We start from the raw sequence: 25644 nt of genomic DNA, 5'->3' as shown, positions 1-25644 counted from the left end.
TTAAAGGTTTAAGCCCGCAGCTCTTAGCCCGCAAGAAAAAGCGTAAAGTGCGCAGCATAAAGCCCCGCCTACGATTAACCCAACACTATGCTTAGTTTAATCTCTGCCTAGAACCTAAAACCAGGCACCAAATATATTTATTTTTTGAACCGCAGAGGGCACAGAGACGCTTCGCGTTCCACAGAGGGAAAAACCATTCATTGTCACTTACTCTGTGTACTCTGCATTCTCTGTGGTAAATAAATTACTTAAAAACTATTACACAAAGAGAAGACAATGAGAGTAAATGAGAAGCAAAAGTAAACCCTAGTGCCTAGAATCTAAAGCCTAATCCCTGCTCTTTAACTTAAACCACCAAATAAAGTCATCAAGGCAATTAACACTAAGTAAAAAAGTACATTTCGCTTAACCAGTTTGATCATACAGGTGGCTTCAAAGGTGCAACCATAGTAGCGCTCTTCAACTTTTTCAGCCGCTAGCGCCGTATAAGTAACCACCTTGCGATTAGGACTTGAAAAGTCAAACACGTAATGTAACCAACAGCTAGTCCCTTTATTAAAGTTACCAATCACTAAATAGCCAAAACTGGTAATACGCGCAGGGAGCCAATCAAGCCAAAACAATAAACGGTGGAGGAGTTTAAAATGCTTAGCAATGACTTCATCACGGTTGTCACTGACTAAGTCGGCAAAGGTACGTACTAATGCATAAAAAACAGCACCAGCAACGCCCAATACCACAAACCAAAATATAACCGCACAATAAAATCGAAAGTTAACCCAAGCCAGCGTTTGCCCTAAGGTTTCGCCGCCTTGTTGCTCTTGGGTGCGTTTTTGCCCTAATTGCAAAGCATACAAAGACGCAGCGGTTTGATCCCCTCGGGTCAGTGCATTTAAATACGACTTATACAAAGCGCGTTGCTTAGCACAACCAAAACAAACGAGTAACACCGCCACATTAAAAACAAGCTGCCAAAGTGCAAAGTCTGATAAAAAATACACACACCCAACAGCAATCACAGGCAGTAATAGCCAAATTAAAAAACCTGTTGCTGTGCCAAATAAACCTTTATTGGTCAATAAGTTAACAGAGCGAGTTAAGTAGCCATTAGCGTAATAACTCATTTGCCAATGCGCAGAGCGAGCACCTAAACGCTCAAGTATCAGTGCAATTATTATTGAAACCAAAATCATGTTGTTACTCGCTTAATTTAGGGTCTGTTGACCCTTGCGGATTATAATTTGTTCAAACTAGGGGCGATTTAATCGCGGCGCGAGGTTTGTAACCTAGTGGGCTAAGTCAAAACCGAGCAACAAAGAGTAAATCGTCCCTAGGCAGAACCCGAAGGGCAGCGCCTGTTTGGCATTGATGCTACGTTATCGCCTATTTATGGGGAATAACCACACCACATAGGCGCTGCCTTGCCTAAATACCAAACAGACTGCTGCAAATTTAACCTTGAAAGGTCAACAGACCCTAGTTATTTAATTAGGTTAAAAAACTTACGCCAGTTAAAACTCGCTCCAGGGTCGGTTTTTCGCCCAGGGGCTATATCGCAATGCCCAACTATATTACTGGCTGTTATTTTTGGATAGCGCTGCATAATAGCCTGCGCCAATGCAGCTAAACTTTGATATTGCGCATCGGTATAGTTAGTTGTATCTGTGCCTTCAAGCTCTATACCTATACTAAAATCATTACAATTTTGTTGCCCAGCAAAGCAGGAGCGCCCCGCATGCCATGCACGTTTTTCAAAAGGCACATACTGTATAACTTCGCCGCAGCGCTTAATAAAACAATGCGCTGATACCTTAAGCCCTTCTAGGTCACTAAAGCTAGGGTGCGCATTACAATCAATACACCCCATAAATAAATCATCAACGTGCGGAGTGTTAAACTGCCCTGCGGGCAATGAAATATTATGAATAACCAACAGCGAAATATCGCACTGAGCAGGTCGCTCGTCAAAATGGCTACACGCCCGCTGGTTAATATTATTTATAACGCCTAAAGAATCTATTTTCATAACTAACCAAAATTGATGTATATCAAGATGCTAATAGATTTAACCCTATAAAGATAGCGTAATACTAAACGATAAAATATGATCAACGTGTAAATTAAGCGCTGGCTGATTAGTTTAGTTGTTAGCAGCTTCTATTTAGTAATTAAACAGAGTAAAATTTAGTTAATTTATTATCTATTATGAGCTTTTTCATGTCTATTTCGCATACCCTAATTAGTCAACTTGTTACCTTAGCACTTAATGAAGATCTAAATTATCAAAGCGCCGAACAAGGCGATATTACCGCACAGCTTATTCCTCAAGCAGAGCAAGCCCATGCGAAAGTGATCACCCGTGAAGACTGCATCTTTTGTGGCAAAGACCTAATCATTGAAGTGTTCAAACAAGTCGACCCAAGCGTGGTTGTAAATATATGCGTGAACGATGGCGACTTTGTCAGTGCCAATAGCACTTTATTTACCGCATCAGGTTCTGCTCGCGCTATTTTAACAGCCGAGCGCACCGCACTTAACTTTGTACAAACGCTTTCTGGGACGGCCACAACTACAGCGCACTATGTAAAAGAGTTAAGTGGCACTAGCACGCAACTACTCGATACCCGTAAAACCATTCCAGGACTTAGAGCGCTGCAAAAATATGCAGTGAAGTGTGGCGGCGGTGCAAACCACCGAATTGGATTGTTTGATGCGTTTTTAATTAAAGAAAACCACATAGCAGCCTGCGGAGGAATTAATAACGCAGTAGCTCAAGCTAAGCTAAATCATGCCGATAAACCTATAGAGGTTGAGGTTGAATCGTTTGATGAGCTAGAGCAAGCCATTAGCGCAGGCGCCGACATTATAATGTTAGATAATTTTAATCCTGAGCAAATACGCCAAGCGGTTAGCATTACAAATAAGCGCGCTAAACTTGAAGTGTCGGGCAATATGACCTTAGAAACGCTCAAAGCCTACTCACAAGCTGGGGTCGACTTTATCTCAAGTGGTGCGCTTACAAAAAATTTACAATCAATCGATTTATCGATGCGATTTGAGTAAATAATGTAAAATTTATTTATAGTTTCTTGCGCTAATTGATTGACAGCTTTTAAAAAAGGGCATTAAATAATCCAAAAGGACTATTTGTAACAAGTTATTAAATTAATGCGTTTTTTATAAAGTTTTTACATACAAAAGCGCAATAAACAGTGTTAGACTCGTTCATATTGACTAGTTTTAAATATTTAATTAGTTAAAAAGAGTGAAAAAGCATTTATAAGGGACAGAGTAAAAATAAGCGATAGGGTTTATTTTTATAATTAGCTTGTAACTTACGCGGGTTATAACTAACTTTTAATAGTTAGGTTTATGCTCAAGTAAGGGACAAATTAACGAATAACCGCCATAAAGTGCGTGTCTTCGCGGAAAAATTTTTTATCGCTTAAACAAAGCACTAAATTTGGCAAAATGATTTTATTTTTGTAGTAACAGGTTAAGTGAACAACATAAGTTAAATTTAAAAAACTTATACCCGTTTGGCTTACCGCAACATTATCCTTTAGGAGAGGAAACATGCAAACAATGACACAACAAAACCAAAAGGGTTTCACCCTAATTGAATTAATGATTGTAGTAGCAATCATCGGTATTTTAGCAGCAGTAGCACTGCCTGCTTATCAAAATTATACAGCTAAGTCTCAGGTTACAGCATGTTTAGCGGAAATTTCACCGGGTAAAACTGCATTCGAAATTAAAATGAATGAAGGTACGGCGTCTGCAAGTATGACAACTGCAGAAATGGGTATAAATAACAAAGCTTGCTCTGGAACAGTAATCACATCTACACCAGCCGATGGTTCTGGTTCAATCGTTGGAACTGTTGATGGTGGACCTGCTGTAAATGGCAAAAAGGTAACACTATCTCGTTCAACAGAAGGAGCTTGGACTTGTTCAACAGATGCGGATGCAGAGCACAAACCAACAGGTTGTGATGGTACTGCTAGTACTGGTACTGGTACTGGTACTGGTACTGGTACTGGTGGATAACAGCAGAACACAGAAGAAAAAATTAAGCGCTCTTTTGAGCGCTTTTTTCTTCACAGTAAGTTATGCTTTAATAAACAGTCGGAAGTAATATTTGTGGCAAAAAAGCAAGAAGATAGAGGCTTAGATACCTTCCAATGGGTGGGTGTTAGTGCTCGAGGGAAAAAGCTTGAAGGTGAATTATCTGGCTCAAGCATAGCTTTAGTTAAGGCACAGTTACGCAAACAGGGCATTACCCCTTCAAAAGTAAAGCGAAAAGCTAAGCCACTATTTGGCCTGCAAAGCATACAAAAAATCACTCCAAAAGATATTGCCTTAGTAACTAGGCAAATAGCCACTATGCTTATGGCGGGTGTGCCGCTAATTCAATCCATTGAAATGATAGCGTCAGGCTCCACCAATAAAAGCGTGAGTAAGCTGATGAGCGCTATTGGCGATGAAGTAAAAGCTGGGTTACCGCTTTCTAACGCACTTAGAAAATACCCTCGTTATTTTGATGATTTATATTGCGATTTAGTGGCATCAGGTGAGCAATCGGGCTCTTTGGATAAAATATTTGACCGCGTTGCGCTTTATAAAGAAAAATCAGAAGCGCTGAAATCAAAAATTAAAAAAGCCATGTTTTATCCTATAGCGGTATTGGTAGTGGCTCTGATTGTTACCTCTATTTTGCTTATTTTTGTAGTGCCACAGTTTCAGGATATTTTTGCTGGCTTTGGCGCCGAGTTGCCTGCTTTTACCTTATTTGTGATAGGTATCTCGGAATTTATGCAAGCAAATTGGTGGATAGCCCTCATTGGCGTTGTGGCATTCGGTTATATATTTAAAGAAGCACATTTAAGAAGCTTAAAGCTGCGTGATGCCACTGACCGCGCCATACTTAAACTCCCAGTTATTGGCATGATACTCAATAAAGCAGCGGTCGCGCGCTATGCGCGTACTTTATCGACCACCTTTGCTGCGGGTGTACCGCTGGTAGATGCGCTTGATTCTGCAGCTGGAGCATCAGGTAATGCGGTTTATCGTTATGCTATTTTAGAAATAAAAGCCGAGGTAAGTTCAGGTAATCAAATGAACTGGGCGATGCGTAATTCAAAAATATTCCCAGATATGGTAATACAAATGGTTGCCATTGGTGAAGAGTCAGGATCGCTTGATGGCATGCTGGCTAAAGTTGCCACAATTTATGAGCAAGAAGTAGATGACGCCGTAGATGGCCTATCTAGCTTACTTGAGCCGTTAATAATGGCAGTGCTCGGTGTATTAGTCGGTGGCTTAATTGTCGCCATGTACTTACCTATATTCCAACTAGGTTCAGTTATTTAGCTTCGAGCTTCGAGTTTCGAGTTTCTAGGCCCGTTACCCGAAGCCCGTTGCCCGTTGCCCGTTGCCCGCAACTAAAGTGCGCGGCATAAAGCCTCGCCTACAGAACAATTAAAGCGCAGTGGTTCCACGCAACTCGTCGCTCGAACCTCGAACTTCGAACTTCGAACTTCGAACCTACCATCCTAAACCCTAACTTTGCACTTATATAAAACAACTGTATTATCAACACAGAATTTAGTTTTAGGTAAAATAAATGCAAAGTCTTTTTATTGATATCACCGCCACGATGCAAAACCATTTATGGTTTTACTTAACCACTATTGGACTGGTGAGTTTATGTATTGGTAGCTTTTTAAATGTGGTGATATACCGCTTGCCGCTAATGATGCAAAAAGAATGGCAAACTGAATGCCGCTTATTATTAGCCGATGAACTAACCAGCTCCCATACTCACCATACAGCCGCTACTGACACGTTTAACTTAGTTAAACCCAATTCATGCTGCCCAAAGTGCAAAGCAGCCATTAAGCCATGGCAAAATATCCCCATTATTAGTTGGTTATTTTTAAAAGGTAAATGCGCAACCTGTGATAACCCAATTTCAATTCGTTACCCAAGCGTTGAGGCTATTACGGCTATTTTAAGTTTAGTGGTTGCTTACACCTTTGGCGCAACTGAGCAGGCTTTATTGTACATTGTAGTGACTTGGGCATTGGTAGCACTGACTTTTATTGATATTGATCACATGCTACTGCCGGATCAGCTTACTTTGCCGCTTTTATGGTTAGCACTAATCGCCTCAGTTATGGGTTATACCATTGCCCCTAGCGATGCCATTATTGGCGCAGCATGTGGCTATTTAAGCTTATGGAGTGTGTTTTGGTTGTTTAAATTAATAACCGGTAAAGAAGGCATGGGCTATGGCGACTTTAAATTACTTGCCGTATTTGGAGCCTTGCTGGGCTGGCAATCGTTATTGACCATTATTTTGCTCTCAAGCGTGGTTGGCGCAGTAATTGGCATTGCCCTTCTGAGTATTCAAGGTAAAGACAAAGCAACCCCCATTCCTTTTGGCCCTTACTTAGCTATAGCCGGCTGGATCACTATGCTATGGGGAACGCAACTGCAAAACAGCTATTTTAATTTTATTGGCTACTAACTATGAGCAATACACAACATCATAAAAATAACTGGGTATTGGGACTAACTGGCGGGATTGGCTGTGGTAAAACCGCAGTTAGCGATATGTTAGCAGAACTAGGTATTACTATTGTGGATGCAGATATTGTAGCTCGCCAAGTGGTTGAACCCGGCACTGATGGCCTAAAAGCGATTATTGCGCATTTTGGCTCTGACATACTCGATGAACATGGCGCATTAAACCGTGGCGAACTACGATCGCGTATTTTTAGTAACCCTGAGCAAAAAACTTGGCTCAATGCCCTGCTGCACCCATTAATACGCACTCAGCTTATTATTGATTTAAAAAACGCGCAAAGCGACTACGTGGTGTTAGTTGCCCCACTATTATTTGAAAATGGGCTTGATGGCTACTGTCATCGTACTTTGCTAATAGATGTCCCCAAAGAGGTGCAAATAGCACGTACTACACAGCGCGACAATATAAGCATTGAACAAGCAGAGCAAATTATTGACGCACAAATGTCTCGAGAGCATAAACAACAAAAAGCGGATGATATTTTAAATAATAACCGCGACCTAAGCGATGTAAAACAAGACTTACTTAAACTGCATAATTATTATTTACAGCAAGCTAAGTCTACAATATAAATAAATTTACCCAATCACAGCGCAATAAACTGATATTTTTATCAGTAAATTGTCTGCTGCATTGGTACGATTAATGTATTCCTTTCTTTTTTCTGATAAATTGCTGACTAAAGAAGGATTAAATCAGGTGCGCAATGAATATTAACTCACCGTTATTAAGAAAATTTATTACCCTCGGCCGGGTTGATACTGATACCGTAAAAACACGGCAGCAAGATTTTGCCTCAACTGCAGAGCTTATCTCTAAATGTGGAAAAATAGACAGTAAAGATTTAGCTGAGCAATGCATTGATTTATTTAGAGTGCCTTTTTTTGATTTAAAAGATTTTAATGTTGCACAAATATCAGCTGAGCTGGTTAAAGAAAAACTGATCCGCAAACACCATATTTTGCCTTTGGTACAAAAAGGCAGAAAAGTGTATATTGCCGCCTCAGATCCTACCGATTATGGTGCCTTTGAAAACTTTGAATTTAGCACGGGTTTATCGTGCGAAGTAGTTGTGGTTGACTACGTCCAGCTCGATAACAAAATTGAGCAATTACTCGATGCCACTGGCAGTTTAAATTTAAGTGAAGACGAATTTAAAGAGTTCGCTGAACTCGATTCTGAGCAGCACAAAGAACACACTCCTAAAGACGATGACAAAGACGACGCCCCGATAATTGTCTACATTAATAAAATTTTAATGGATGCAATAAAAAAAGGCGCCTCAGATTTACACTTTGAACCTTATGAACACAAATACCGTATTCGCTTTCGCATTGATGGTATTTTGCACGAAGTAGCCAGCCCGCCAAATACATTGGCCAGTAAGCTATCGGCGCGAATAAAAGTAATGTCGCGACTGGATATTGCAGAAAAGCGTAAACCACAAGATGGCCGTATTAAGCTTAAAATCACTGAGCGTAAAAGCATTGATTTTCGTGTTAGTACCATGCCAACTTTGTGGGGCGAAAAAATTGTAATGCGTATTCTTGATTCATCCAGTGCCATGCTAGGTATTGATGTATTAGGCTATGAACCCGAGCAGAAAAAACTATACCTCGATGCACTTGAGCAACCGCAAGGAATGATTTTGGTTACCGGCCCAACTGGTTCAGGTAAAACGGTTTCTTTGTATACGGGCTTAAATATACTCAATCAGCCGGAGCGGAATATTAGTACCGCCGAAGATCCGGTAGAAATTAACCTCGAAGGGGTTAACCAAGTACAAATAAATACTAAAGCAGATATGACTTTTGCTAATGCACTGCGGGCGTTTTTACGTCAAGATCCCGATGTGGTGATGGTGGGTGAAATACGTGATTTAGAAACTGCAGAAATATCAATTAAAGCGGCGCAAACAGGTCACTTGGTACTGTCAACACTGCATACCAACTCAGCGCCAGAAACGATTACTCGTTTGTTAAATATGGGTGTACCCGCGTATAATGTGGCCAGTTCTATTAGTTTAATTATAGCTCAGCGTTTAGCCCGAAGATTATGCTCTAAATGTAAAACACCAGAGCAGTTACCTCGCGAAGAGCTTATACGCCAAGGCTTTAGTGAACAACAAATTCAAGACATGGTTTTATACGCACCTAAAGGCTGTGAAAACTGTACCGATGGCTACAAAGGCCGTGTTGGTATTTACGAAGTAATGAAAATTACGCCTGAAATTGCCCAAATTATAATGCGCGGCGGTAACTCATTAGAAATTGCTGAGGTATCACTTAAAGCAGGATATAACAATTTGCGTTTATCGGGTATTCGTAAAGCCGCAGAGGGTGTGACCTCACTTGCTGAGATTAATCGTGTTACTAGTTTTTAAATAGAAAGCTTAGCTGTTTATTATAAATTGAGTCGCAAAGCCTATATTAATGTGAGAGTAAATTATGCCAACAGTGGTTAACTGCCCAACCTGTAAAGCAAAAGTAGAATGGTCAGCACAAAGTCCGAATCGCCCTTTTTGTTCAAAACGTTGCCAACTTATTGATTTAGGTGAATGGTCGTTTGAAAATAATAAAATTTCAGCGCCGATTACATCTGCAGATGAGTTCAGCCAAGACATGATTGAAGATATTGAAGCAATGATGGCAAAAAACGAAGATGACTTTTTTAAGTAATAAAACGACTTAAAAAAAAAAGCCAGCTAAAAGCTGGCTTTTTGCTTTACTTGAAAGCGTTATGCTCTTTGTTTGCGATGCTTTTTATCTTTACGTTGTTGCATTTTTTCAAGCTGTTCACGTTGCTCAGCATTTAAGACCTGCCAAATTTGATGTTGCGTTTTAAGTTTAATTAATCCCATTTGCTCAGCTTTTACTTGGCGCTCGCCAAGTAGCTCTTTGGCTGCGTTTTCATCAAATGTTGATGCTGATAATAACACCTCTTTTTTTTCTTTATACGCTTCACGTATTGCTTTACGGGCTTCTTTATTAGCCCCTCTTAGTGCTTGGAGCTGTGTTTTTTGTGTTTCAAAAATCGCTTTTAATTGTGTTTGTTGATCTTCAGTAAGCGCCAGTTTATCTGCAGCTCGCTCAGAGAGTAAAAAGCGTGCTTGAGAGTGGCCTTGTTTATGGCCATCACCTTTTGCAAGTGCGCTGCCCGCACTGAGCGTTGCTACTGTTAAGCCACATATAAGTACTAATTTTGATAGCGTGTTTTTTATCTTAGTCATAATCATCACCTTAATATTGAGTTGGTTGTTGGCTGCTAGCCAGTGTGTTCACTATAACCGGCTCAATGCAAAGTAACGCAAAGCAGTGTAAAGGTTATGTAAAGACTAACTTTTAGTACATTAAACGCGTAAAATAAAACCATAAAACAGCGCGTAAGGCTTAATGTATGAAACTATTAATGATTGATGATGACACCGGTTTATGTGAGCTATTAAGCGAGTATCTGAGCGCACAAGGCTTTAGCATACAAACCGCACATGATGGCCAACAAGGCTTAGAGCTTGCTTTACAAAACGATTACGCGCTTATATTACTTGATGTTATGTTGCCTTCTATAGATGGCTTTGAAGTACTCAAACAACTCAGGCAAAGTAAATTAACGCCGGTGATTATGTTGACCGCTAAAGGTGAAGACTTTGACCGTATTTTTGGTTTAGAGCTCGGCGCTGATGACTATATTCCAAAACCGTTTAACCACCGCGAACTCCTTGCCCGCGTTAAAGCTATTACTCGCCGTATTGAACACATTAATAGTGTAAGCAATAACAATAATAAAAAGCTCTCTTTAAACGGTATTACTATTAACTTTGCCACGCGTGAAGCCAGTGTAAATAACACCACACTCACGCTTACGGGTACCGAATACGAAATATTGGCTTTATTAGTAAAACACGCCCCTGATGTTATAAGCAAAGAGCAAATAAGCGAAGAGGTACTAGGACGGCGTTTAGCGTCATTTGATCGCTCTATTGATATGCATGTGAGTAATATTCGAAAAAAAATAGCCGAGCATATCGCGGGTGAAAAAATTAAAACTATTCGAGGGACGGGTTATGTCTTTATCCAAGGAGAGTAAAGTAACGCGTTTTAGTTGGTTAAGACACCCTCGACATTATTTGTTTTTTAAAGTCTTTGCTTGGTTTTGGCTAACGATCATTGGCACTTTTACTGCGCTATTTTTCTTAAGTAATATTTCGCTGATCAATGCTATTAGCCATGACCCCCTAAAAGGGCCGATGCAAAAAAATCTAGAACACTTGGCTCGAGGTATCGAACGTAGTGCACATAAACACAAGCGCTCTATTCATGACATTATTACTCACCCGCGTTTGAGTAAACGCAAGTTACTTTATTTAAATTCACTAAGTAGCGATGAGTTTTTGATCAGTAAAAAAGTTGAGAATAATATTGATTTTAGCTTACTGAACTTTAGTGAAGGCATGCCACCTCAAATTATTTTTACTGAATATTACCAAGCTTTTGGCCCTGTGCGCATTCGAGTACCTGAAGGCGAATTTGCGTTATATGAAATCGATATAAATCAACAGCGACCGCTCTTTATTCGCTTAAGATTGTTGCCGGTTTGGTTAAAAATTTCTATCGCCATTATCGCCTCACTTACATTAAGCTTTTTATTTAGTCGTAACTTAATTGCCCCTATAAATAGTTTAAAACAAGCTGCAATTAGACTCTCAAATGGCGATTTAAGTGCGCGCGCGGCAATAAATAGTCAGCGAAAAGATGAGCTTGGAGTTTTAGGACGCGATTTTAACCGTATGGCTGATCAATTAGAGCAACTACTTAGCGCTCAAAAGCGTTTACTTGCCGATATATCCCATGAATTGCGCTCCCCACTAACACGCTTAAAAATGGCCACAGGGCTGGCGCAAATGCAAGCGAGTGAGGCCAGCCAATCGTATTTATTGCGTATTGAAAAAGAAGCAAATCAACTTGATAAAATGATAGCCGATGTATTGCAGGTATCGCGCTTAGAAGCCAATAGCCAACCTTTATCACTGCAGGCGCAGTCGTTACAAGTTATTGTTAACCATGTGATTAACGATGCTCAGTTTGAAGCAAAACAGCACAATAAAACGCTGCATATTCAAGGTGATGCTGAGGTAAATATAGAGTGCGACGAAATGCTGATTGCCAGTGCTCTAGAAAATATTTTACGTAATGCAATTAAATACGCACAACATACTATTAGCATCACCTTAAAACACAGTGATATCATTACTATACAAATATGTGATGACGGCCCTGGCGTTCCCGCAGCGCAACTTGATAAACTATGTGAGCCATTTTTTAGGCAATCAGACGCCCGCGATCGCGTCAGCGGCGGCACTGGGCTGGGTTTAGCCATTGCAAAAAATGCAGTGATTGCCCACGGCGGAAATTTAGCTTTATCAAATAAGGACGCTGGCGGGTTATGCGTTGAGATAAGCTTACCAATACAAAAGAGAGACCATGTTTTATAGCAATGAAAGCGAGCTTGAAAATAACCTGCCTGCCATTAATGAGTTTTATACTAATACACTCAAAAAAGCCTATTTAAGCACGGCTGCCGGTAAATTATTTTATGCTTACGCTAAGCCTAAACAGGCTCACACTGCCATTGTTATTAGTTCTGGGCGCATTGAAGGACTCGATAAATACAAAGAGCTGCTTTGGGAGCTTTATTGTAATAATTATGCTGTTTTTATTGTTGATCACCAAGGCCAAGGGCGCTCTTATCGGTTATTAAAAAACCCCCATAAAGGCTATGTCAAACAATTTGAAGATTACAGTCACGATCTCAATCAATTCAATCTTGAGGTGGTAAAGCAGCATTGGCAAGGTAAAAAACTACTGCTTAGCCATTCAATGGGCGGCGCTATTGCGTTTGATTACTTAGCACGTTACTCACATGACTTTAGTGGGGCATTTTTATCAGCCCCTATGTTTGATATTCATACTAAAGGAATACCAAAACCCGTAGCACAGTTTATCGCTGCCAGTGCGTCATTATTAGGGTTCTCAGGGTGTTATGCGTTAGGACAAAGCGATTATACACCTGAAGAGTTTGCGCTTAACACTTTAACCAGTAGCCAAATACGCTATGATCAATTTAGGGCAACTTATCAGCAAACGCCACTATTACAATTAGGCGGTGTTACCTATGGCTGGCTGCATACTGTTTTTTCATTTATTAAAGCGCTCGATAAACTATCCATAACAACCCCGTTATTTATAGCCAGCGCAGAAAATGACGAAGTGGTTGATAACCAAGCCCAGCATAAGCTTGCAAGCCGACATAAAAACACCCTAATAAAGCAGTTTAAAGGGGCTAAGCACGAGCTGTTTTTTGAGCGGGACGAAATTCGCCAACCATTGCTAACAAGCCTTTATAAATTTTGTGATTCAATAGGTTAACTACTAAGCGACAGCGGATCTAGGTGAATCAAAATATCAACTTCAGATTCAAATTGCTGAGTGATCATCAGCTCCACTTCATCTGCCACTTTATGGGCACGAATAAGCGGTAAATTGTCATCAAGCTCTAAATGCAGTTGAATAAACTTAACTTTACCGCCCTGTCGAGTGCGAATACCGTGAACGCCATAAACATCATTATGGTTACGCGCTATTTCAAAAATACTTTGCTTTTCTTCATCGGGTAGCTCTTTGTCCATTAAATGCGAGGCACTTTCGGTTGCTATATCCCAACTGTTATACAATAAATAACCTGCCACACCGATAGCAAACAATGGGTCGGCATACAGTACGCCATAGTAGGCGAGTAAAATAGCAAGCAATACCGCCGCATTTAAAATTAAATCGCCCTTATAGTGAACGGAGTCGGCTTTGATGGCGATTGATTCAGTGTGCTTCACGACTTTATTTTGCACAAATACAATTACCAAGGTACAAGCAATGGCAAAAATACTCACCCATACACCTAATAATGAGTGCGAAAGCTCTACTGGGTTTATTAATCGCTCGATACCGTGAAACATTAATAAACAGCCCGAGCCCGCAATAAATGCAGCTTGGCCCAACCCTGCAAGCGCCTCCGCTTTACCGTGACCAAACCGGTGGTCATCATCCGCAGGACGCAGTGCATACGATAAAACTAAAAAGCTCATTAGCGTCGCGGTAATATCCATTAATGAATCAGTGAGTGAGCCAAGCATCGACGCCGAACCCGACGCCAGCCAAGCCCATGCTTTGGTCGCAATCATTAGGCTCACCATGACCATGGTCACTATGCTTGAAGCTTTGACCCAAAATTCATAACTGCGATTATGCACGTATCTGTCCAAGTGTAAGATGTATTTAATGTTTGTAGTATATCATTTTTTATTCATTGTTCGTGTATACTGAGCCAGTCAAATTAAAGATTTTATAGGGCTTATTGTGCTGGATATTGTTTTATACCAACCTGAAATTCCGCCTAACACCGGGAATATCATTCGTTTATGTGCCAATACTGGCTATTCATTGCATTTAATTGAACCGTTAGGGTTTGAGTGGGATGACAAACGTGTAAAACGCGCTGGACTTGACTATCACGAATTTAGCCATGTACAACGCCATGCCTCATTTGATGCTTACTTAGAAAAGTGCCAACCTAAAAAAGTGTATGCTTGCACCACTAAAGGTAGCCAATTTCATCACCAAGTACAGTATGAAGCGGGTGATTGCTTAGTATTCGGACCAGAAACCCGAGGCTTACCTGATGACATGATTCAAGCACTGCCAAACGAGCAACGCGTGCGTATACCTATGCAAGCCGATAGTCGCAGTATGAATCTGTCTAATGCAGTAGCTGTGTTTGTGTATGAATCTTGGCGCCAGCTTGGCTTTGTAAACGCGCAGTAATTATTTACCAATAATAAAAAACCGACATTATGTCGGTTTTTTAATTTTTAAAGAATAGTGAAGCATTTATTCTGACTTTTGTTCACGACCTAATAACGCCATAGCAGCTGCTTTCATGTCTTTATTTTCATAGAGTACTTTGTATATTTGCTCGGTAATTGGCATTTCCACACCAGCGCGTTGAGCTAGTAAGTACACTTCTTTGGTATTTCTAAAGCCTTCAACCACTTGGCCGATTGATGCAATGGCATCATCAACACTCTCACCTTTGCCTAAGGCTAAACCAAAACGGCGGTTGCGCGATTGGTTATCGGTACAGGTCAGAATTAGATCACCTAACCCGGCCATACCCATAAAAGTTTCAGGTTTTGCACCCAGTGCACACCCTAAACGCGACAACTCTGCTAAACCACGAGTAATAAGCGCGGTACGTGCATTTGCACCAAACCCTACACCATCAGAAATTCCCGCACCAATGGCAATCACGTTTTTAACCGCACCACCGAGCTGTATACCAATAAAATCATCATTGTTATACACCCTAAACGAGCGCCCGCAATGCAATAAATCGGCTATTTGTTTAGCAAATGCCGATGATGTTGATGACACCGAAATTGCAGTTGGTGATCCCATCGCCATTTCTTTGGCAAAGGTTGGCCCAGAAAGCACCGCTAGTGGCACCTCTTCACCTAGCTCTTGCACTGCTACTTCTTGTAACAAACGCCCAGTATTTGGCTCTAGTCCTTTGGTGGCCCATGCTATTTTTGCATTTGGGCGCAAAGCAGGTTTGATTTGCTTTAATGTGTCAGCAAATGCGTGGCTTGGCACAACAACCAAAACAATATCGCTACTTTGCGTTGCACGCTGTAAATCTGCTTCAAGGATTAAGGTGTCAGGAAAAGGAATATCAGGTAAGTAACGTTGATTTTTTCGCTCAGCTGCAAGCGTCGCAACGTCTTGGCTATTGCGTCCCCATAAAGTCACTTTGTGACCATTTCGGGCTAAACAAATAGCAAGGGCGGTGCCATACGACCCCGCCCCTAAAACAGTAACAGCTGATGTGGCTGTATTCATAAATTAAGCGTCTGCTGTAGCCTGCTCAGCTTGCGCTGTGCGTTGCTGCATGTACTGTGCAAATAATGCGTCAAAGTTAACTGGCGCAAGATTAAGTTGTGGGAACGTACCACGATTTACTAAGTTAGATACCGCTTCACGTGCGTATGGGAATAACACGTTAGGGCAAAATGCACCTAGCATGTGCGCTAATTGCATTTCTTCAACGTCAGCAATCGTAAAGATACCTGCTTGTTGAATTTCACATAAAAACGCAGTTTCTTCACCGATAGATGCCGTTACAGTTAGTGCAAGCACTACTTCGTAAACACCTTCATCAAGTTTGTTAGAGCGTGTATCTAAATCTAATTTTACTTCTGGAGCCCACTCTTTTTGAAAAATAGCTGGCGAATTTGGCGTTTCAAACGATACATCTTTAGTGTAAATACGTTGAATAGTAAACTGTGCACCTGCATCAGCTTCTGCGTTTTGATTTTGTTCGTTCATTGTTATTCCTAACCTGTTATTTATTATAATTAATTAAATTAAGCACTGAGCTTAGCATCAAGGTGACCTTGCGCTTCTAGTGCCATCATGTCGTCACAGCCACCGATGTGTTCATCGTTAATAAAAATTTGTGGAACCGTGCTTGCGCCACCGGCTTTGGCGATCATTTCATCGCGAAGCTCTGGCTGAACGCCAATATCAATATTTGTGTATTTTACACCTTTACTGTCTAACAGCGCTAATGCGCGATGACAAAAAGGACAATATCCTTTGGTGTATAAAACAACGTTACTCATAATTAATCCTTAATCGGTTTAGCTAAGAGATATTAGCGACCGCTTGTTGTTGGCAGACTTGCTGATTGCCACGCACCCATACCGCCAGATAAAACATAAACTTGTTCATAGCCTGCTTTATGCATTGCGGTTGCAACACCTGAGGCAGTCATGCCTGCAGCACATACCACTATAATGGGTTTGCTCTTATACTTTTCAAGGGTCGAGAAATCAGATTCTTTAGCTTTTTCTGGGTTTAAGTGCACAGCACCGGCAATATGGCCGGTTTTAAACTCTTTTTGCCCACGCATATCAACAACCTGGCCGTCTTCGCGGTTAATAAGTAACGTTAACTGCTGAGGATTGATTTGACGAATTGCTGAAAATTTACTTTTTATTGCGCCACTAATAATAAGAAACGCAATCGCAACCCAAGCTAGGCTTAGAATTGGATGGTTTGAGACAAATTCAATATATTGATCCATTCGACTTCCACTATAAAGTTACATACTAAAACGGATGTTTTAGATATTTTAAATTCTTACCAATTGCACTTGCACAATGAGCAGTTACTCATCAGCAAATCAATAGAGCGCTGTTAGGCTACTCTGAATTTTCACCTACAAGATAGGCTTAACTTACCCCACAACCCTATTCAATACTTGAATAAAATAGAGATTAGCCGCGCAAGTATACCCAAATCAGCTAAAAATGCGAGTTTAAGCACGCTTGAAAGCCACAATGCCCTGCTCTTTTTAACTGAAAAATAACCTAGCCCTTTAAAGTTTTCAATTTAGCCAATCCTAATTGAAAATTTTTAATATCTACTTTTCATTGCTGATCCTAGCTATAAAACGCGGTATGCTAAGGCTTGGCATGTTGGCATTAATGTTAGCGTGTATTTTAGCAACGCTAGGGTCTGTTGATCTTTCAAGGTTAAATTTGCAGCAGTCTGTTTGGTATTTAGGTAAGGCAGAGCCTATGTGGTGTGGTTATTCCCCATAAATAGGCGATAACGCAGCATCAATGCCAAACAGGTGCTGCCCGAAGGGTTCTGCCTAGGGGCGATTTACTCTTTGTTGCCTACATGGATGTAGGTAAGGGGCGTGAGCAGGACGCGGAAGCTTTGCTCGGTTTTTACTTAGCCCACTAGGTTACAAACCTCGCGCCGCGATTAAACCGCCCCTAGTTTGAACAAATTTTAATCCGCAAAGGTCAACAGACCCTAATAGGAGTGACTATGACAGAGCATAAAAAACCACTGGTATTAATGATTTTAGATGGCTGGGGATACAGAGAAGATGAGCAAAGCAATGCCATTTTAGCTGCTAATACCCCTGTGTTAGATGAGCTTTGGGCAACGCGCCCTCATACATTAATTTCAGCATCGGGTTTAGATGTGGGTCTTCCTGATGGTCAAATGGGTAATTCTGAGGTTGGTCATGTTAACTTAGGTGCCGGTCGTATTGTTTATCAAGACTTTACCCGCATCACTAAAGCCATTGATGATGGCGAATTTGATACAACCCCTGCACTGCTTGAAAACATTGATAAAGCCGTTCATGCCAACAAAGCTGTACACATTATGGGACTGTTAAGTCCAGGTGGCGTGCATAGCCACGAAGATCATATTGTTGCCAGTATACAACTGGCTGCAAAACGCGGCGCTAAAGAGGTGTACTTTCATGCCTTTTTAGATGGACGCGATACACCACCGCGTAGTGCTAAAGCGTCTATTGAGCGTATTGAAGCCTTATTTAGCGAACTTAAATGTGGCCGTTTAGCCTCACTAATTGGCCGTTACTATGCCATGGACAGAGACAACCGCTGGAACCGTGTTGAAAAAGCCTATAATTTAATCACCTTAGGTGAAGGTGATTTTGATTATGAAGAAGGCGTAAGTGCACTAAATGCCGCTTATGAGCGCGATGAAAATGACGAATTTGTAGCAGCCAGCACGATCACTCCTAAAGGCAGCGAACCTGTAAAAGTAAATGATGGCGACACCGTTATATTTGCAAACTTTAGAGCAGACCGCGCACGCGAAATAACCCGCGCCTTTGTAGAACCAGGCTTTGACGGCTTTAATAAGAAAAAATCGCCCGAGCTTAGTGCCTTTGTGATGATGACTGAATACGCAGCCGATATAGATGCGCCTGTTGCTTTTGGCACCACGCCGCTTAATAACGTACTTGGCGAATGGTTTGAAAAACAAGGTAAAACTCAACTGCGTATTTCTGAAACTGAAAAATATGCTCATGTTACCTTTTTCTTCAGTGGTGGACGAGAAGATGAGTTTGACGGCGAAACCCGTGAACTTATCCCATCACCTCAGGTTGCAACTTATGATTTGCAGCCAGAAATGAACTCAAAAATGCTTACCGATAAGCTAGTAGAAGCAATAAAAAGTGGAAAATACGATGCCATTATTTGTAACTACCCTAATGGCGACATGGTCGGTCATTCAGGTGTATTTGAGGCTGCAGTTAAAGCCTGTGAGGCAGTAGATAACTGTATTGGCCGTGTAGTGGATGCATTGAAAGAATATGGCGGCGAAGCACTTATTACCGCCGATCATGGCAATGCAGAGCAAATGGCAAACCTTAAAACAGGCCAAGCGCACACAGCACATACCAGTGAGCCCGTGCCGTTTATTTATGTAGGTCGCGATGCACAAGCTTATTCAGGCAAAGCCTTGAGCGATGTTGCACCTACTATGCTGCATTTAATGGGGTTAGAGCAACCTGCAGAAATGACAGGGTCGCCAATTATGGTGTTGAAATAACCTATGAAAAAAAGCGCATACCGCGTCATTGCGTGTATCTGTGTACTGCATTCATTAGTCACTGGCGTTGCCGTGGCTAATGAAGATCGTACCAAAAAAGACCTATCCCAAGTTCAAGTGGCTTTAGAGCAAAGCCAAGCTGAATATCAACAACAGCAAAAAGAAATAGCTAAACAGCAGCAAAAACTAAAAGCACATGAACTCGCTATAGCGAAAAACGCTAAAGCACTCAATATGGCTGAGCAATCAGTTAAAAAAACACAACAACAGCAAGCAGAGCAACAACAACGCGCGATAAAGCTTGAAAAACAACAAGCCCAATTTCAGCGTGTGTTAGCAGCACAGTTAAAAAGTGCTTATATGGCAGGTAGTGATGACTATTCAAAAATGCTGCTTAACCAAGAAAATACCGCTAAATTTGAACGTACGCTTAGCTATTACAACTACTTAAATAAAGCCCGCATAAAGCAGCTTGATGAACTTAAAGCGCTGCAAATAGAAATTGCGAAAAACCAAGCTGAGCTTGAAAAAACAAAAGAAAAGCTAGTTGCTTTATTTGATGAACAAAAAAGGCGACAAGCAGCGCTTCTTGACGCTAAAAATGAGCGCCAAGCCAGCCTAAAAAATCTAAAAAAGCAGTTAAATAAAACAAAAAATTCAATTAGTTACTTAGAAGAGAACGAACAAACGCTGATCGCAACTATTAAAGAACTTGAAGAAGAAAAAACCACAAAAATTGAGCTATTGGGCCTAAATAAAAATAAAGGAAGATTAAGCTGGCCGAGTAAAGGCAAACTAACGCACAAGTTTGGCCAACGTAAGCACGGCGGAATTAACTGGAAAGGCGTATTAATTTCTGCTGCAGAGGGCACTTCAGTAAATAGCATTCATAACGGTCAGGTGGTATTTGCAGATTGGTTAAAAGGTTACGGCTGGGTGATTGTTGTGGACCACGGAGAAGGCTTTATGAGCTTATACGGGCATGCACAAACCTTGCTAAAAGACGTGGGTGATATGGTCAGAGAAGGTGAAAGTGTTGCATTAGTTGGGCAAAGCGGTGGACAAGCTGATTCTGGTCTATACTTTGAAATACGTCATAAAGGGCGTGCTGTTAATCCCATAAAATGGTGCAGGCGTATTTAATATCAAAATAACTGCATCCTAGTAGAGGCAGTTATGATAAACACACACATTTGCCAAAAAAAAGTATCGCAAACAAAACCAATGTTTTGGTTTTGTTTGCAGTTGTTTTTTTTATTGGCACTTTTTGGCTTTATAAATAATGCTCATGCCAGTTCGGTCAAAGATTTAGAAAGCCAAAAAATAAATGAAATACTGTTTAATATTCATACCTACTACGTTGATGATTTAGCACTGCATAACAGTGAATACATTGAATACAACTCGTCTCAATTTGAACGCTTATACTCTAAACTCGATCCCTACTCTAAATATTTAGATAAAAATGAGCTAAATGCGTTATTTGATAATACCAATGGTCGCTATACCGGCCTAGGTATAGAAGTAAAAAGCATCGAGCAACGCACCACGATTGTTAAAGTAATTAATAATTCACCAGCCAAACAAGCAGGACTTCGCTCAGGCGATATAATTACTGCCGTTAATCAGCACTATGTAGAAAACAGTCCGATTGATTTAGTTGCACAATACATCAAAGACAGCTCCAACAATAAAGTACAACTAAGTATTATCCGAAATAACAATCTAAAACCGCTCATATTTAACCTCAGCAGAAAACAAATAAAACTGGCCAGTGTAACTAAGCAACTACTTGATGCTGGTAGCGGTTATATTGCTATAAATACCTTTTCAAACCACACCTTGCATGAAGTTGCCTTACAAATAGCCGCTATGCAAAACCATTATGGCCATTCATTAAAAGGCCTAATTATTGATTTAAGAGATAACCCGGGAGGCACTTTAAAGAGTGCAGTTGCGGTAGCAGACCTGTTTCTTCAAGATGGCTTAATTGTAACGACCAAAGGACGTTTTTATGATTCTAATCAGTCGTTTTACGCTAAACGCGGCGATATTTTAAAAGGCGCACCTATTGTTGTACTGATTAACGAAAACTCAGCCTCTGCAGCAGAAATACTGGCTGCAGCACTAAAAGAAAATATGCGTGCAAAAATAGTGGGGAGTCAGTCATTTGGCAAAGGGTCGGTACAATCACTCATTCCATTAGGCGATGGTGATACCGCCTTAAAACTAACTACCGCACGCTACTTTACGCCATCAGGGGAATCGATTGAAGGTATTGGCGTGACCCCGAATGTGGCGATTAATCAAACAACGCTTCCACAAACAAATAAAGCCGTTATAATAAAAAATGAACAATTAGAACAAAACACCGTTTTTAGCACTGAAGATTTAGCCGATATCCAGTTAACCAAGGCAAAACAGCTACTCAACATGCACTAAATTCGGTAAATTATTTTAAACACGACAAAGATAATAAAAATTATAAAACGTGAAAACTATAAATTTAATGGTGTTAGCTGGGCTGTTTTTAGCCTTATTTGCAACATCGAGTGCTGTTAAAGCCAAGCAAATAGCCATAGTGATCGATGATATAGGTTATCATCAACGTGATTTAGAATTCCTGAGTTTACCTGGGCAGTTGTCCTATTCAATATTGCCCCACACCCCCTATTCTCAAATATTTGCAACCCTTGCTAGTCAGTCAAATAAAGAGCTCCTGTTGCATGTTCCTATGCAGGCTTTAAATGGTAAAAAACTCGGGCCTGGTGCGCTCACTTTAAATATGGATAAAGCACAACTTCAACAAACGCTCGGGAATGCGCTGGCCAGTTTACCGCAAGTTAAAGGAGTTAATAACCATATGGGCTCTGCGCTGACTCAACAAAGCCAAGCAATGAAATGGACCATGGAAGTACTCAAAAAACGCCAGCTGTATTTTCTTGATAGCCGTACAACTGAATTAAGCCAAGCTCAGAATGCAGCCAACTTTTTGGGAGTGGAAAACATTAGCCGACATGTATTTTTAGACAATATAACGACCACCGAGCAGCTACAATTAAGATTAGAAGAGCTAAAATCAAAAGCAACTAAGTATCAGTTTGCCATTGCAATAGCGCATCCCTATCCCGAAACCATCGATTTTTTACGCCACGCTTTGCCGCAATTAAGTGAGCAAGGATTTGAACTGGTGCCAGTATCGCAACTGGTCGAACGTAAATATGTACAAATAGCTCAACAACAAGCTATTTCATTAAACTGATGGGGTAAGTAAACACCCTACCCTGTCAGCTAATTTAACTCACTTACGCGCATTATATTTATAAAATAAACGTCGCTACTTTAGCATTTAAATCTGTAGCTCTGTCTTTTAATACTTCAGCTTGGCTTAAATGCGCAGTTGCTGAGGTAGTAATTTCATCGGTTACATCTTTAATGGCGACCGTATTTCGAGTAATTTCATTAGTCACTTGCGTTTGCTCTTCTGCTGCAACCGCTATTTGACCCGCCATATCAGAAATTTCATTCACTGCTAAGGTGATTTCCTCTAGTGCATGAGCTGCTGCATTAACATCATCCACACTATTGTTAGCATACCCCTTACTGCTGTCCATCAAGCTCACTGCTTTTTTGGTCGTATTTTGTAAGGTTTCTATGGTGGTGTAAATTTCTGCTGTGGAGTTTTGCGTTCTTCTTGATAGTACACGCACCTCATCGGCAACCACTGCAAAGCCACGCCCTTGTTCACCAGCACGGGCAGCCTCTATTGCGGCATTGAGTGCTAAGAGATTTGTTTGCTCAGCAATTTCTTGAATGGTAGTCAAAATACTCGATATAGCCTGAGCATGTAAGCTTAGTTCGCCAATGACGGTGGTTGTTTGGTCTATTTCACTCGCAAGTGAATTAATCGTATTTCTGGTTTTATCAACTAACAGTTTACCTTCACGACTACTTTGCGCTGACTGCTGTGATGCCGTCGCGGTATTTTCGGCATTAGCAGCAATCTCATGGGTTGCACTTGCCATCTCTGTGACCGCAGTGGCAACCATCGCTACTTCTTGTTGCTGACGCTGCAACTCACTGACACTGTTTTGATTGGTGATTAAGCTTTTCTCTGCATCAAAATCTAAATCAGTAGCTAACTGGCGAATATGGCTTATAAGTTCATGCTGGCTACTTACAAAGCGATTAAAACTATCAGCCAGCACCCCAACTTCATCTTGTGTATCAACACTAATACGCTGGGTCAAATCACCGTTACCATCAGCAATTGTTGATAACGCTTGAGATACTCGGCTTAACGGCGCAAGCAACACACTTAATAACCATGAAATAGCCAACACGCTCAATAAAAGTGCTACTGCAACCAGCACTAATTGGGTCAGCAATAAACTAATAAGCGGAGCCTCTAAAGTTTGTTTATCCAATACAAATAGCAACTGCCAATCGGTATTATTTATATTTTCACCCCAAACAAGCTTCTCTCGGCCTTCATCTTTAAAATAAAGGGGAGTAAATTCACCGTTTTGACTATTAGATAAAATGAATTGGTGATTTATTTTCGAGTCAATATGCGTAATATCTGCCATTACTTTTTTAGTGTCTTTATAGGCAATCACAGTGCCATCTTGATGCATCATGATGGCATACCCATTTGCCGGTAAAGACATAGTATTAACATCATTAACTAAAGACTCAATCGATAAATCACCCGCTACCACGCCACTTTGTGTGGTTTTAGCAATAGAAACAACCAACTGATTAAACGCAGTATCTAAATAAGGTTTGGTAATTACGGCGCCATTTTTCAGCTGTGCTTGTTTATACCATGGACGAGTGCGCGGGTCGTAGCCGGTTCGATCAATACTTGGATCAGAGTCAGTCATTTTCCCGATACTATCTCCAAAGTAAGTTAATTGAAAACCACCCGACACTTTGGCTTGCTGTAATGCGCTGAGCGTATTGCCCTCAACCTTACTCGCAACTGACTCTATGATCTGCTGACGACTAGCTAGCCAATCTTCAATACTCGCAGCTTGTTGCTTACCAGACTGACTTACATTATCAATACTGCTTTTTAACAGTAACGCTTTTTGAGAGGTGTAGCTATTCCACGATAGCAATACAATAATAACGGCTAGGGCAAGAACCACCGATAGCAAGATCTTTTTCTTTAGTGAATATGAGTTCATATTGAGTGTAAATACTCGCGTTAAATGAAATTGAAAGGCAATAAGCACAGCAATTAATAATTTAATTTAGGCTACGGTTTGAACGACAAGTCGCTCAGGTGCGCGAATATTTTCATATACCCAAATTAAAAACAAACTAAAATCATGTATTTAAATTAAAACCAAACTTATTCATTAACTTTAACTAGGGTATATTTAATTAAAAGATATACAGATGTGACTAGAGGTAAGCAAAATATGAAAAACGATACTTTTTGTTAACCTCTTTTTTTAACTAAAAAAAAGCCCCGCATTTTCATGCAGGGCTTTATAACTTTTAAAGTACGATTAACTCATCGCACTTTGTAATTTTTTCATTGCTGTTTTTTCCAGCTGGCGAACACGCTCTGCTGATACGCTGTATTTTTCAGCCAACTCTTGCAGTGTTGCTTTATCATCTGACAACCAGCGTGCGCTAACGATATCTTGAGAACGCTCATCGAGGGTTTTCAAAGCACTAAATAATCGCGTATGCGACTGCTCTTGCCATTGTTGCTGTTCAATATCATCGGCTAAGTCAGCAGAACCATCCGTTAAGTATTGCACTGGTGAGTAAGTACTCGTTGGCGCATCGTCGTTATCGTCGCCTGTTAAGTCAAAGCCCATGTCTTGGCCGCTCATACGCGACTCCATTTCACGAACTTCTTTTTCACTCACACCTAGCTCGCTCGCTACTGTGCTCACTTCAGCTTGGTTAAACCAGCCTAAACGTTTCTTGTTTTTACGAAGATTAAAAAACAGTTTACGTTGCGCTTTGGTCGTCGCAACTTTTACGATACGCCAGTTTTTAAGCACAAACTCATGAATTTCGGCTTTGATCCAATGAACCGCAAATGAAACCAAACGTACACCCACTGATGGGTCAAAACGTTTTACTGCTTTCATCAGTCCGATGTTACCTTCTTGAATTAAATCAGCTTGAGGTAACCCGTAACCCGAGTAGCTTTTAGCTATGTGCGCTACAAAGCGCAAATGCGACATAATGAGTTGCTTTGCAGCACTAAGATCGCCTTCTTCCTGAAGTTTTTTTGCAAGTTCCTGCTCTTGCTCAACTTTAAGCATAGGAATAGTACTAACAGCTTGAAGGTAGCCGTCCATACTTGCGCTTTGTTGCCCAACTGTAAGTGCCATTGCGTATAAATCTTTACTCATTTTTCACCTCGGTGATAAACATTTGAAACCATCTTAGCACTCTTTTAGTAAGAGTGCTAACTTGAATTTAAAACTTTTTTGAATCATAAATCAAGTGGTTTTTTTAGTGTTAAGTCAGTCTACACTAGACGACTGAATAACCTATGAATTGGTTTAGCCAAAGCAAAGATTAATC

The 25644-nt window shown here is 40.7% G+C and carries 26 protein-coding genes; 16 read left to right on the top strand and 10 right to left on the bottom strand.

Annotated features, from left to right (window positions below; genetic code table 11):
- Nucleotides 1–341 precede the first annotated feature (341 nt).
- Together ampE and ampD are read right to left on the bottom strand one after the other, a co-directional pair.
- Nucleotides 342–1193 carry a beta-lactamase regulator AmpE gene (gene ampE, locus L641_RS0109160; RefSeq protein ID WP_024601737.1) on the bottom strand — a complete coding sequence of 284 codons (852 nt, stop codon included), beginning with the start codon at nucleotides 1191–1193 and terminating at the stop codon, nucleotides 342–344.
- A 287-nt stretch (nucleotides 1194–1480) separates the two neighbouring features.
- Entirely contained in the window at nucleotides 1481–2026 is a 546-nt protein-coding gene (gene ampD, locus L641_RS0109155; protein WP_024601736.1) for a 1,6-anhydro-N-acetylmuramyl-L-alanine amidase AmpD, read from the bottom strand.
- Between the two features lie 191 nt (nucleotides 2027–2217).
- Here ampD and nadC point away from each other — a divergent pair, with 191 nt between their 5' ends.
- The 7 genes from nadC (at nucleotide 2218) to yacG (ending at nucleotide 9270) form a co-directional block, all read left to right on the top strand.
- Nucleotides 2218–3063 carry a carboxylating nicotinate-nucleotide diphosphorylase gene (gene nadC / locus L641_RS0109150; protein WP_024601735.1) on the top strand — a complete coding sequence of 282 codons (846 nt, stop codon included), beginning with the start codon at nucleotides 2218–2220 and terminating at the stop codon, nucleotides 3061–3063.
- A gap of 513 nt (nucleotides 3064–3576) precedes the next feature.
- Complete coding sequence (locus L641_RS0109140; RefSeq protein ID WP_216712928.1) at nucleotides 3577–4050, top strand: pilin; 474 nt, start codon at nucleotides 3577–3579, stop codon at nucleotides 4048–4050.
- 93 nt (nucleotides 4051–4143) lie between these two features.
- Entirely contained in the window at nucleotides 4144–5373 is a 1230-nt protein-coding gene (locus tag L641_RS0109135; protein WP_024601732.1) for a type II secretion system F family protein, read from the top strand.
- Nucleotides 5374–5626: 253 nt separating this feature from the next.
- The gene (locus tag L641_RS0109130) at nucleotides 5627–6532 is read left to right on the top strand and encodes an A24 family peptidase (protein WP_024601731.1); all 906 of its coding nucleotides are present in this window, start codon (nucleotides 5627–5629) and stop codon (nucleotides 6530–6532) included.
- Between the two features lie 2 nt (nucleotides 6533–6534).
- Nucleotides 6535–7164: a dephospho-CoA kinase gene (gene coaE, locus L641_RS0109125; RefSeq protein WP_024601730.1), complete on the top strand. Its 630-nt coding sequence runs from the start codon at nucleotides 6535–6537 to the stop codon at nucleotides 7162–7164.
- A gap of 134 nt (nucleotides 7165–7298) precedes the next feature.
- On the top strand, nucleotides 7299–8975 hold the full coding sequence (gene pilB, locus L641_RS0109120; protein ID WP_024601729.1) for a type IV-A pilus assembly ATPase PilB: 1677 nt from the start codon (nucleotides 7299–7301) through the stop codon (nucleotides 8973–8975).
- Nucleotides 8976–9039: 64 nt separating this feature from the next.
- Nucleotides 9040–9270: a DNA gyrase inhibitor YacG gene (gene yacG / locus L641_RS0109115; protein WP_024601728.1), complete on the top strand. Its 231-nt coding sequence runs from the start codon at nucleotides 9040–9042 to the stop codon at nucleotides 9268–9270.
- 59 nt (nucleotides 9271–9329) lie between these two features.
- On the opposite strand, the gene L641_RS0109110 is transcribed toward yacG, so the two are convergent.
- Complete coding sequence (locus L641_RS0109110; protein WP_024601727.1) at nucleotides 9330–9821, bottom strand: Spy/CpxP family protein refolding chaperone; 492 nt, start codon at nucleotides 9819–9821, stop codon at nucleotides 9330–9332.
- A 167-nt stretch (nucleotides 9822–9988) separates the two neighbouring features.
- Between L641_RS0109110 and L641_RS0109105 the strand changes: the two genes are divergently transcribed.
- Genes L641_RS0109105 through L641_RS0109095 form a run of 3 tightly spaced genes read left to right on the top strand, consistent with a single transcriptional unit; the run spans nucleotide 9989 to nucleotide 13017 of the window.
- Complete coding sequence (locus L641_RS0109105; RefSeq protein WP_016899750.1) at nucleotides 9989–10678, top strand: response regulator transcription factor; 690 nt, start codon at nucleotides 9989–9991, stop codon at nucleotides 10676–10678.
- Nucleotides 10656–12083, top strand: a complete 1428-nt coding sequence (locus tag L641_RS0109100) for an ATP-binding protein (RefSeq protein ID WP_024601726.1) — start codon at nucleotides 10656–10658, stop codon at nucleotides 12081–12083. Before L641_RS0109105 ends, L641_RS0109100 begins: the two co-directional genes overlap by 23 nt.
- Nucleotides 12073–13017 carry an alpha/beta fold hydrolase gene (locus L641_RS0109095; RefSeq protein ID WP_024601725.1) on the top strand — a complete coding sequence of 315 codons (945 nt, stop codon included), beginning with the start codon at nucleotides 12073–12075 and terminating at the stop codon, nucleotides 13015–13017. Before L641_RS0109100 ends, L641_RS0109095 begins: the two co-directional genes overlap by 11 nt.
- Here L641_RS0109095 and L641_RS0109090 read toward each other — a convergent pair.
- Nucleotides 13014–13844 (bottom strand): cation diffusion facilitator family transporter, encoded by an 831-nt coding sequence (locus L641_RS0109090; protein ID WP_076916062.1) that lies wholly within the window; start codon nucleotides 13842–13844, stop codon nucleotides 13014–13016. The two genes, L641_RS0109095 and L641_RS0109090, sit on opposite strands and share 4 nt — an antisense overlap.
- Nucleotides 13845–14001: 157 nt before the next feature.
- Here L641_RS0109090 and trmL point away from each other — a divergent pair, with 157 nt between their 5' ends.
- On the top strand, nucleotides 14002–14466 hold the full coding sequence (trmL, locus tag L641_RS0109085; RefSeq protein ID WP_024601724.1) for a tRNA (uridine(34)/cytosine(34)/5-carboxymethylaminomethyluridine(34)-2'-O)-methyltransferase TrmL: 465 nt from the start codon (nucleotides 14002–14004) through the stop codon (nucleotides 14464–14466).
- A gap of 66 nt (nucleotides 14467–14532) precedes the next feature.
- Here the strand turns inward: trmL and gpsA are convergent, their stop codons facing one another.
- Genes gpsA through L641_RS0109065 form a run of 4 tightly spaced genes read right to left on the bottom strand, consistent with a single transcriptional unit; the run spans nucleotide 14533 to nucleotide 16786 of the window.
- Nucleotides 14533–15540, bottom strand: a complete 1008-nt coding sequence (gpsA, locus tag L641_RS0109080) for an NAD(P)H-dependent glycerol-3-phosphate dehydrogenase (protein WP_013465944.1) — start codon at nucleotides 15538–15540, stop codon at nucleotides 14533–14535.
- A 3-nt stretch (nucleotides 15541–15543) separates the two neighbouring features.
- On the bottom strand, nucleotides 15544–16026 hold the full coding sequence (gene secB, locus L641_RS0109075; RefSeq protein ID WP_024601723.1) for a protein-export chaperone SecB: 483 nt from the start codon (nucleotides 16024–16026) through the stop codon (nucleotides 15544–15546).
- A gap of 38 nt (nucleotides 16027–16064) precedes the next feature.
- On the bottom strand, nucleotides 16065–16322 hold the full coding sequence (gene grxC, locus L641_RS0109070) for a glutaredoxin 3 (RefSeq protein WP_016899746.1): 258 nt from the start codon (nucleotides 16320–16322) through the stop codon (nucleotides 16065–16067).
- A 32-nt stretch (nucleotides 16323–16354) separates the two neighbouring features.
- Nucleotides 16355–16786 carry a rhodanese-like domain-containing protein gene (locus L641_RS0109065; protein WP_013465947.1) on the bottom strand — a complete coding sequence of 144 codons (432 nt, stop codon included), beginning with the start codon at nucleotides 16784–16786 and terminating at the stop codon, nucleotides 16355–16357.
- A 391-nt stretch (nucleotides 16787–17177) separates the two neighbouring features.
- On the opposite strand from L641_RS0109065, the gene L641_RS23730 reads away from it, so the two are divergent.
- The 5 genes from L641_RS23730 to L641_RS0109045 all read left to right on the top strand — a co-directional run bounded on the left by L641_RS23730 (nucleotide 17178) and on the right by L641_RS0109045 (nucleotide 22348).
- Nucleotides 17178–17306, top strand: a complete 129-nt coding sequence (locus L641_RS23730) for a hypothetical protein (protein ID WP_275450850.1) — start codon at nucleotides 17178–17180, stop codon at nucleotides 17304–17306.
- 235 nt (nucleotides 17307–17541) lie between these two features.
- Nucleotides 17542–19086 (top strand): 2,3-bisphosphoglycerate-independent phosphoglycerate mutase, encoded by a 1545-nt coding sequence (gene gpmM, locus L641_RS0109060; protein ID WP_024601722.1) that lies wholly within the window; start codon nucleotides 17542–17544, stop codon nucleotides 19084–19086.
- A 3-nt stretch (nucleotides 19087–19089) separates the two neighbouring features.
- On the top strand, nucleotides 19090–20229 hold the full coding sequence (locus L641_RS0109055; RefSeq protein ID WP_024601721.1) for a peptidoglycan DD-metalloendopeptidase family protein: 1140 nt from the start codon (nucleotides 19090–19092) through the stop codon (nucleotides 20227–20229).
- A 33-nt stretch (nucleotides 20230–20262) separates the two neighbouring features.
- Complete coding sequence (locus tag L641_RS0109050; protein ID WP_024601720.1) at nucleotides 20263–21528, top strand: S41 family peptidase; 1266 nt, start codon at nucleotides 20263–20265, stop codon at nucleotides 21526–21528.
- A 67-nt stretch (nucleotides 21529–21595) separates the two neighbouring features.
- On the top strand, nucleotides 21596–22348 hold the full coding sequence (locus L641_RS0109045) for a divergent polysaccharide deacetylase family protein (RefSeq protein WP_024601719.1): 753 nt from the start codon (nucleotides 21596–21598) through the stop codon (nucleotides 22346–22348).
- Nucleotides 22349–22406: 58 nt separating this feature from the next.
- On the opposite strand, the gene L641_RS0109040 is transcribed toward L641_RS0109045, so the two are convergent.
- Nucleotides 22407–24278 (bottom strand): methyl-accepting chemotaxis protein, encoded by a 1872-nt coding sequence (locus L641_RS0109040; protein WP_024601718.1) that lies wholly within the window; start codon nucleotides 24276–24278, stop codon nucleotides 22407–22409.
- 327 nt (nucleotides 24279–24605) lie between these two features.
- Nucleotides 24606–25469, bottom strand: a complete 864-nt coding sequence (gene rpoH / locus L641_RS0109035; RefSeq protein ID WP_013465954.1) for an RNA polymerase sigma factor RpoH — start codon at nucleotides 25467–25469, stop codon at nucleotides 24606–24608.
- Nucleotides 25470–25644 lie beyond the last annotated feature (175 nt).

The organism is Pseudoalteromonas sp. TB41, from assembly GCF_000497975.1.
In the GTDB taxonomy this organism is placed as follows: Bacteria; Pseudomonadota; Gammaproteobacteria; order Enterobacterales; family Alteromonadaceae; genus Pseudoalteromonas; species Pseudoalteromonas tetraodonis.
The sequence above is the reverse complement of the archived record's forward strand: the minus strand, read 5'-3'. Positions and strand labels throughout refer to the sequence as shown.

Coding starts and splice junctions, on each gene's coding strand:
- ampE (WP_024601737.1), bottom strand. CDS start 1,193: ATGATTTTGGTTTCAATAATAATTGCACTGATACTTGAGCGTTTAGGT.
- ampD (WP_024601736.1), bottom strand. CDS start 2,026: ATGAAAATAGATTCTTTAGGCGTTATAAATAATATTAACCAGCGGGCG.
- nadC (WP_024601735.1), top strand. CDS start 2,218: ATGTCTATTTCGCATACCCTAATTAGTCAACTTGTTACCTTAGCACTT.
- L641_RS0109140 (WP_216712928.1), top strand. CDS start 3,577: ATGCAAACAATGACACAACAAAACCAAAAGGGTTTCACCCTAATTGAA.
- L641_RS0109130 (WP_024601731.1), top strand. CDS start 5,627: ATGCAAAGTCTTTTTATTGATATCACCGCCACGATGCAAAACCATTTA.
- coaE (WP_024601730.1), top strand. CDS start 6,535: ATGAGCAATACACAACATCATAAAAATAACTGGGTATTGGGACTAACT.
- pilB (WP_024601729.1), top strand. CDS start 7,299: ATGAATATTAACTCACCGTTATTAAGAAAATTTATTACCCTCGGCCGG.
- yacG (WP_024601728.1), top strand. CDS start 9,040: ATGCCAACAGTGGTTAACTGCCCAACCTGTAAAGCAAAAGTAGAATGG.
- L641_RS0109110 (WP_024601727.1), bottom strand. CDS start 9,821: ATGACTAAGATAAAAAACACGCTATCAAAATTAGTACTTATATGTGGC.
- L641_RS0109105 (WP_016899750.1), top strand. CDS start 9,989: ATGAAACTATTAATGATTGATGATGACACCGGTTTATGTGAGCTATTA.
- L641_RS0109100 (WP_024601726.1), top strand. CDS start 10,656: ATGTCTTTATCCAAGGAGAGTAAAGTAACGCGTTTTAGTTGGTTAAGA.
- L641_RS0109095 (WP_024601725.1), top strand. CDS start 12,073: ATGTTTTATAGCAATGAAAGCGAGCTTGAAAATAACCTGCCTGCCATT.
- L641_RS0109090 (WP_076916062.1), bottom strand. CDS start 13,844: ATGGTCATGGTGAGCCTAATGATTGCGACCAAAGCATGGGCTTGGCTG.
- gpsA (WP_013465944.1), bottom strand. CDS start 15,540: ATGAATACAGCCACATCAGCTGTTACTGTTTTAGGGGCGGGGTCGTAT.
- secB (WP_024601723.1), bottom strand. CDS start 16,026: ATGAACGAACAAAATCAAAACGCAGAAGCTGATGCAGGTGCACAGTTT.
- grxC (WP_016899746.1), bottom strand. CDS start 16,322: ATGAGTAACGTTGTTTTATACACCAAAGGATATTGTCCTTTTTGTCAT.
- L641_RS0109065 (WP_013465947.1), bottom strand. CDS start 16,786: ATGGATCAATATATTGAATTTGTCTCAAACCATCCAATTCTAAGCCTA.
- L641_RS23730 (WP_275450850.1), top strand. CDS start 17,178: ATGTTGGCATTAATGTTAGCGTGTATTTTAGCAACGCTAGGGTCTGTT.
- gpmM (WP_024601722.1), top strand. CDS start 17,542: ATGACAGAGCATAAAAAACCACTGGTATTAATGATTTTAGATGGCTGG.
- L641_RS0109055 (WP_024601721.1), top strand. CDS start 19,090: ATGAAAAAAAGCGCATACCGCGTCATTGCGTGTATCTGTGTACTGCAT.
- L641_RS0109050 (WP_024601720.1), top strand. CDS start 20,263: ATGATAAACACACACATTTGCCAAAAAAAAGTATCGCAAACAAAACCA.
- L641_RS0109045 (WP_024601719.1), top strand. CDS start 21,596: ATGGTGTTAGCTGGGCTGTTTTTAGCCTTATTTGCAACATCGAGTGCT.
- L641_RS0109040 (WP_024601718.1), bottom strand. CDS start 24,278: ATGAACTCATATTCACTAAAGAAAAAGATCTTGCTATCGGTGGTTCTT.
- rpoH (WP_013465954.1), bottom strand. CDS start 25,469: ATGAGTAAAGATTTATACGCAATGGCACTTACAGTTGGGCAACAAAGC.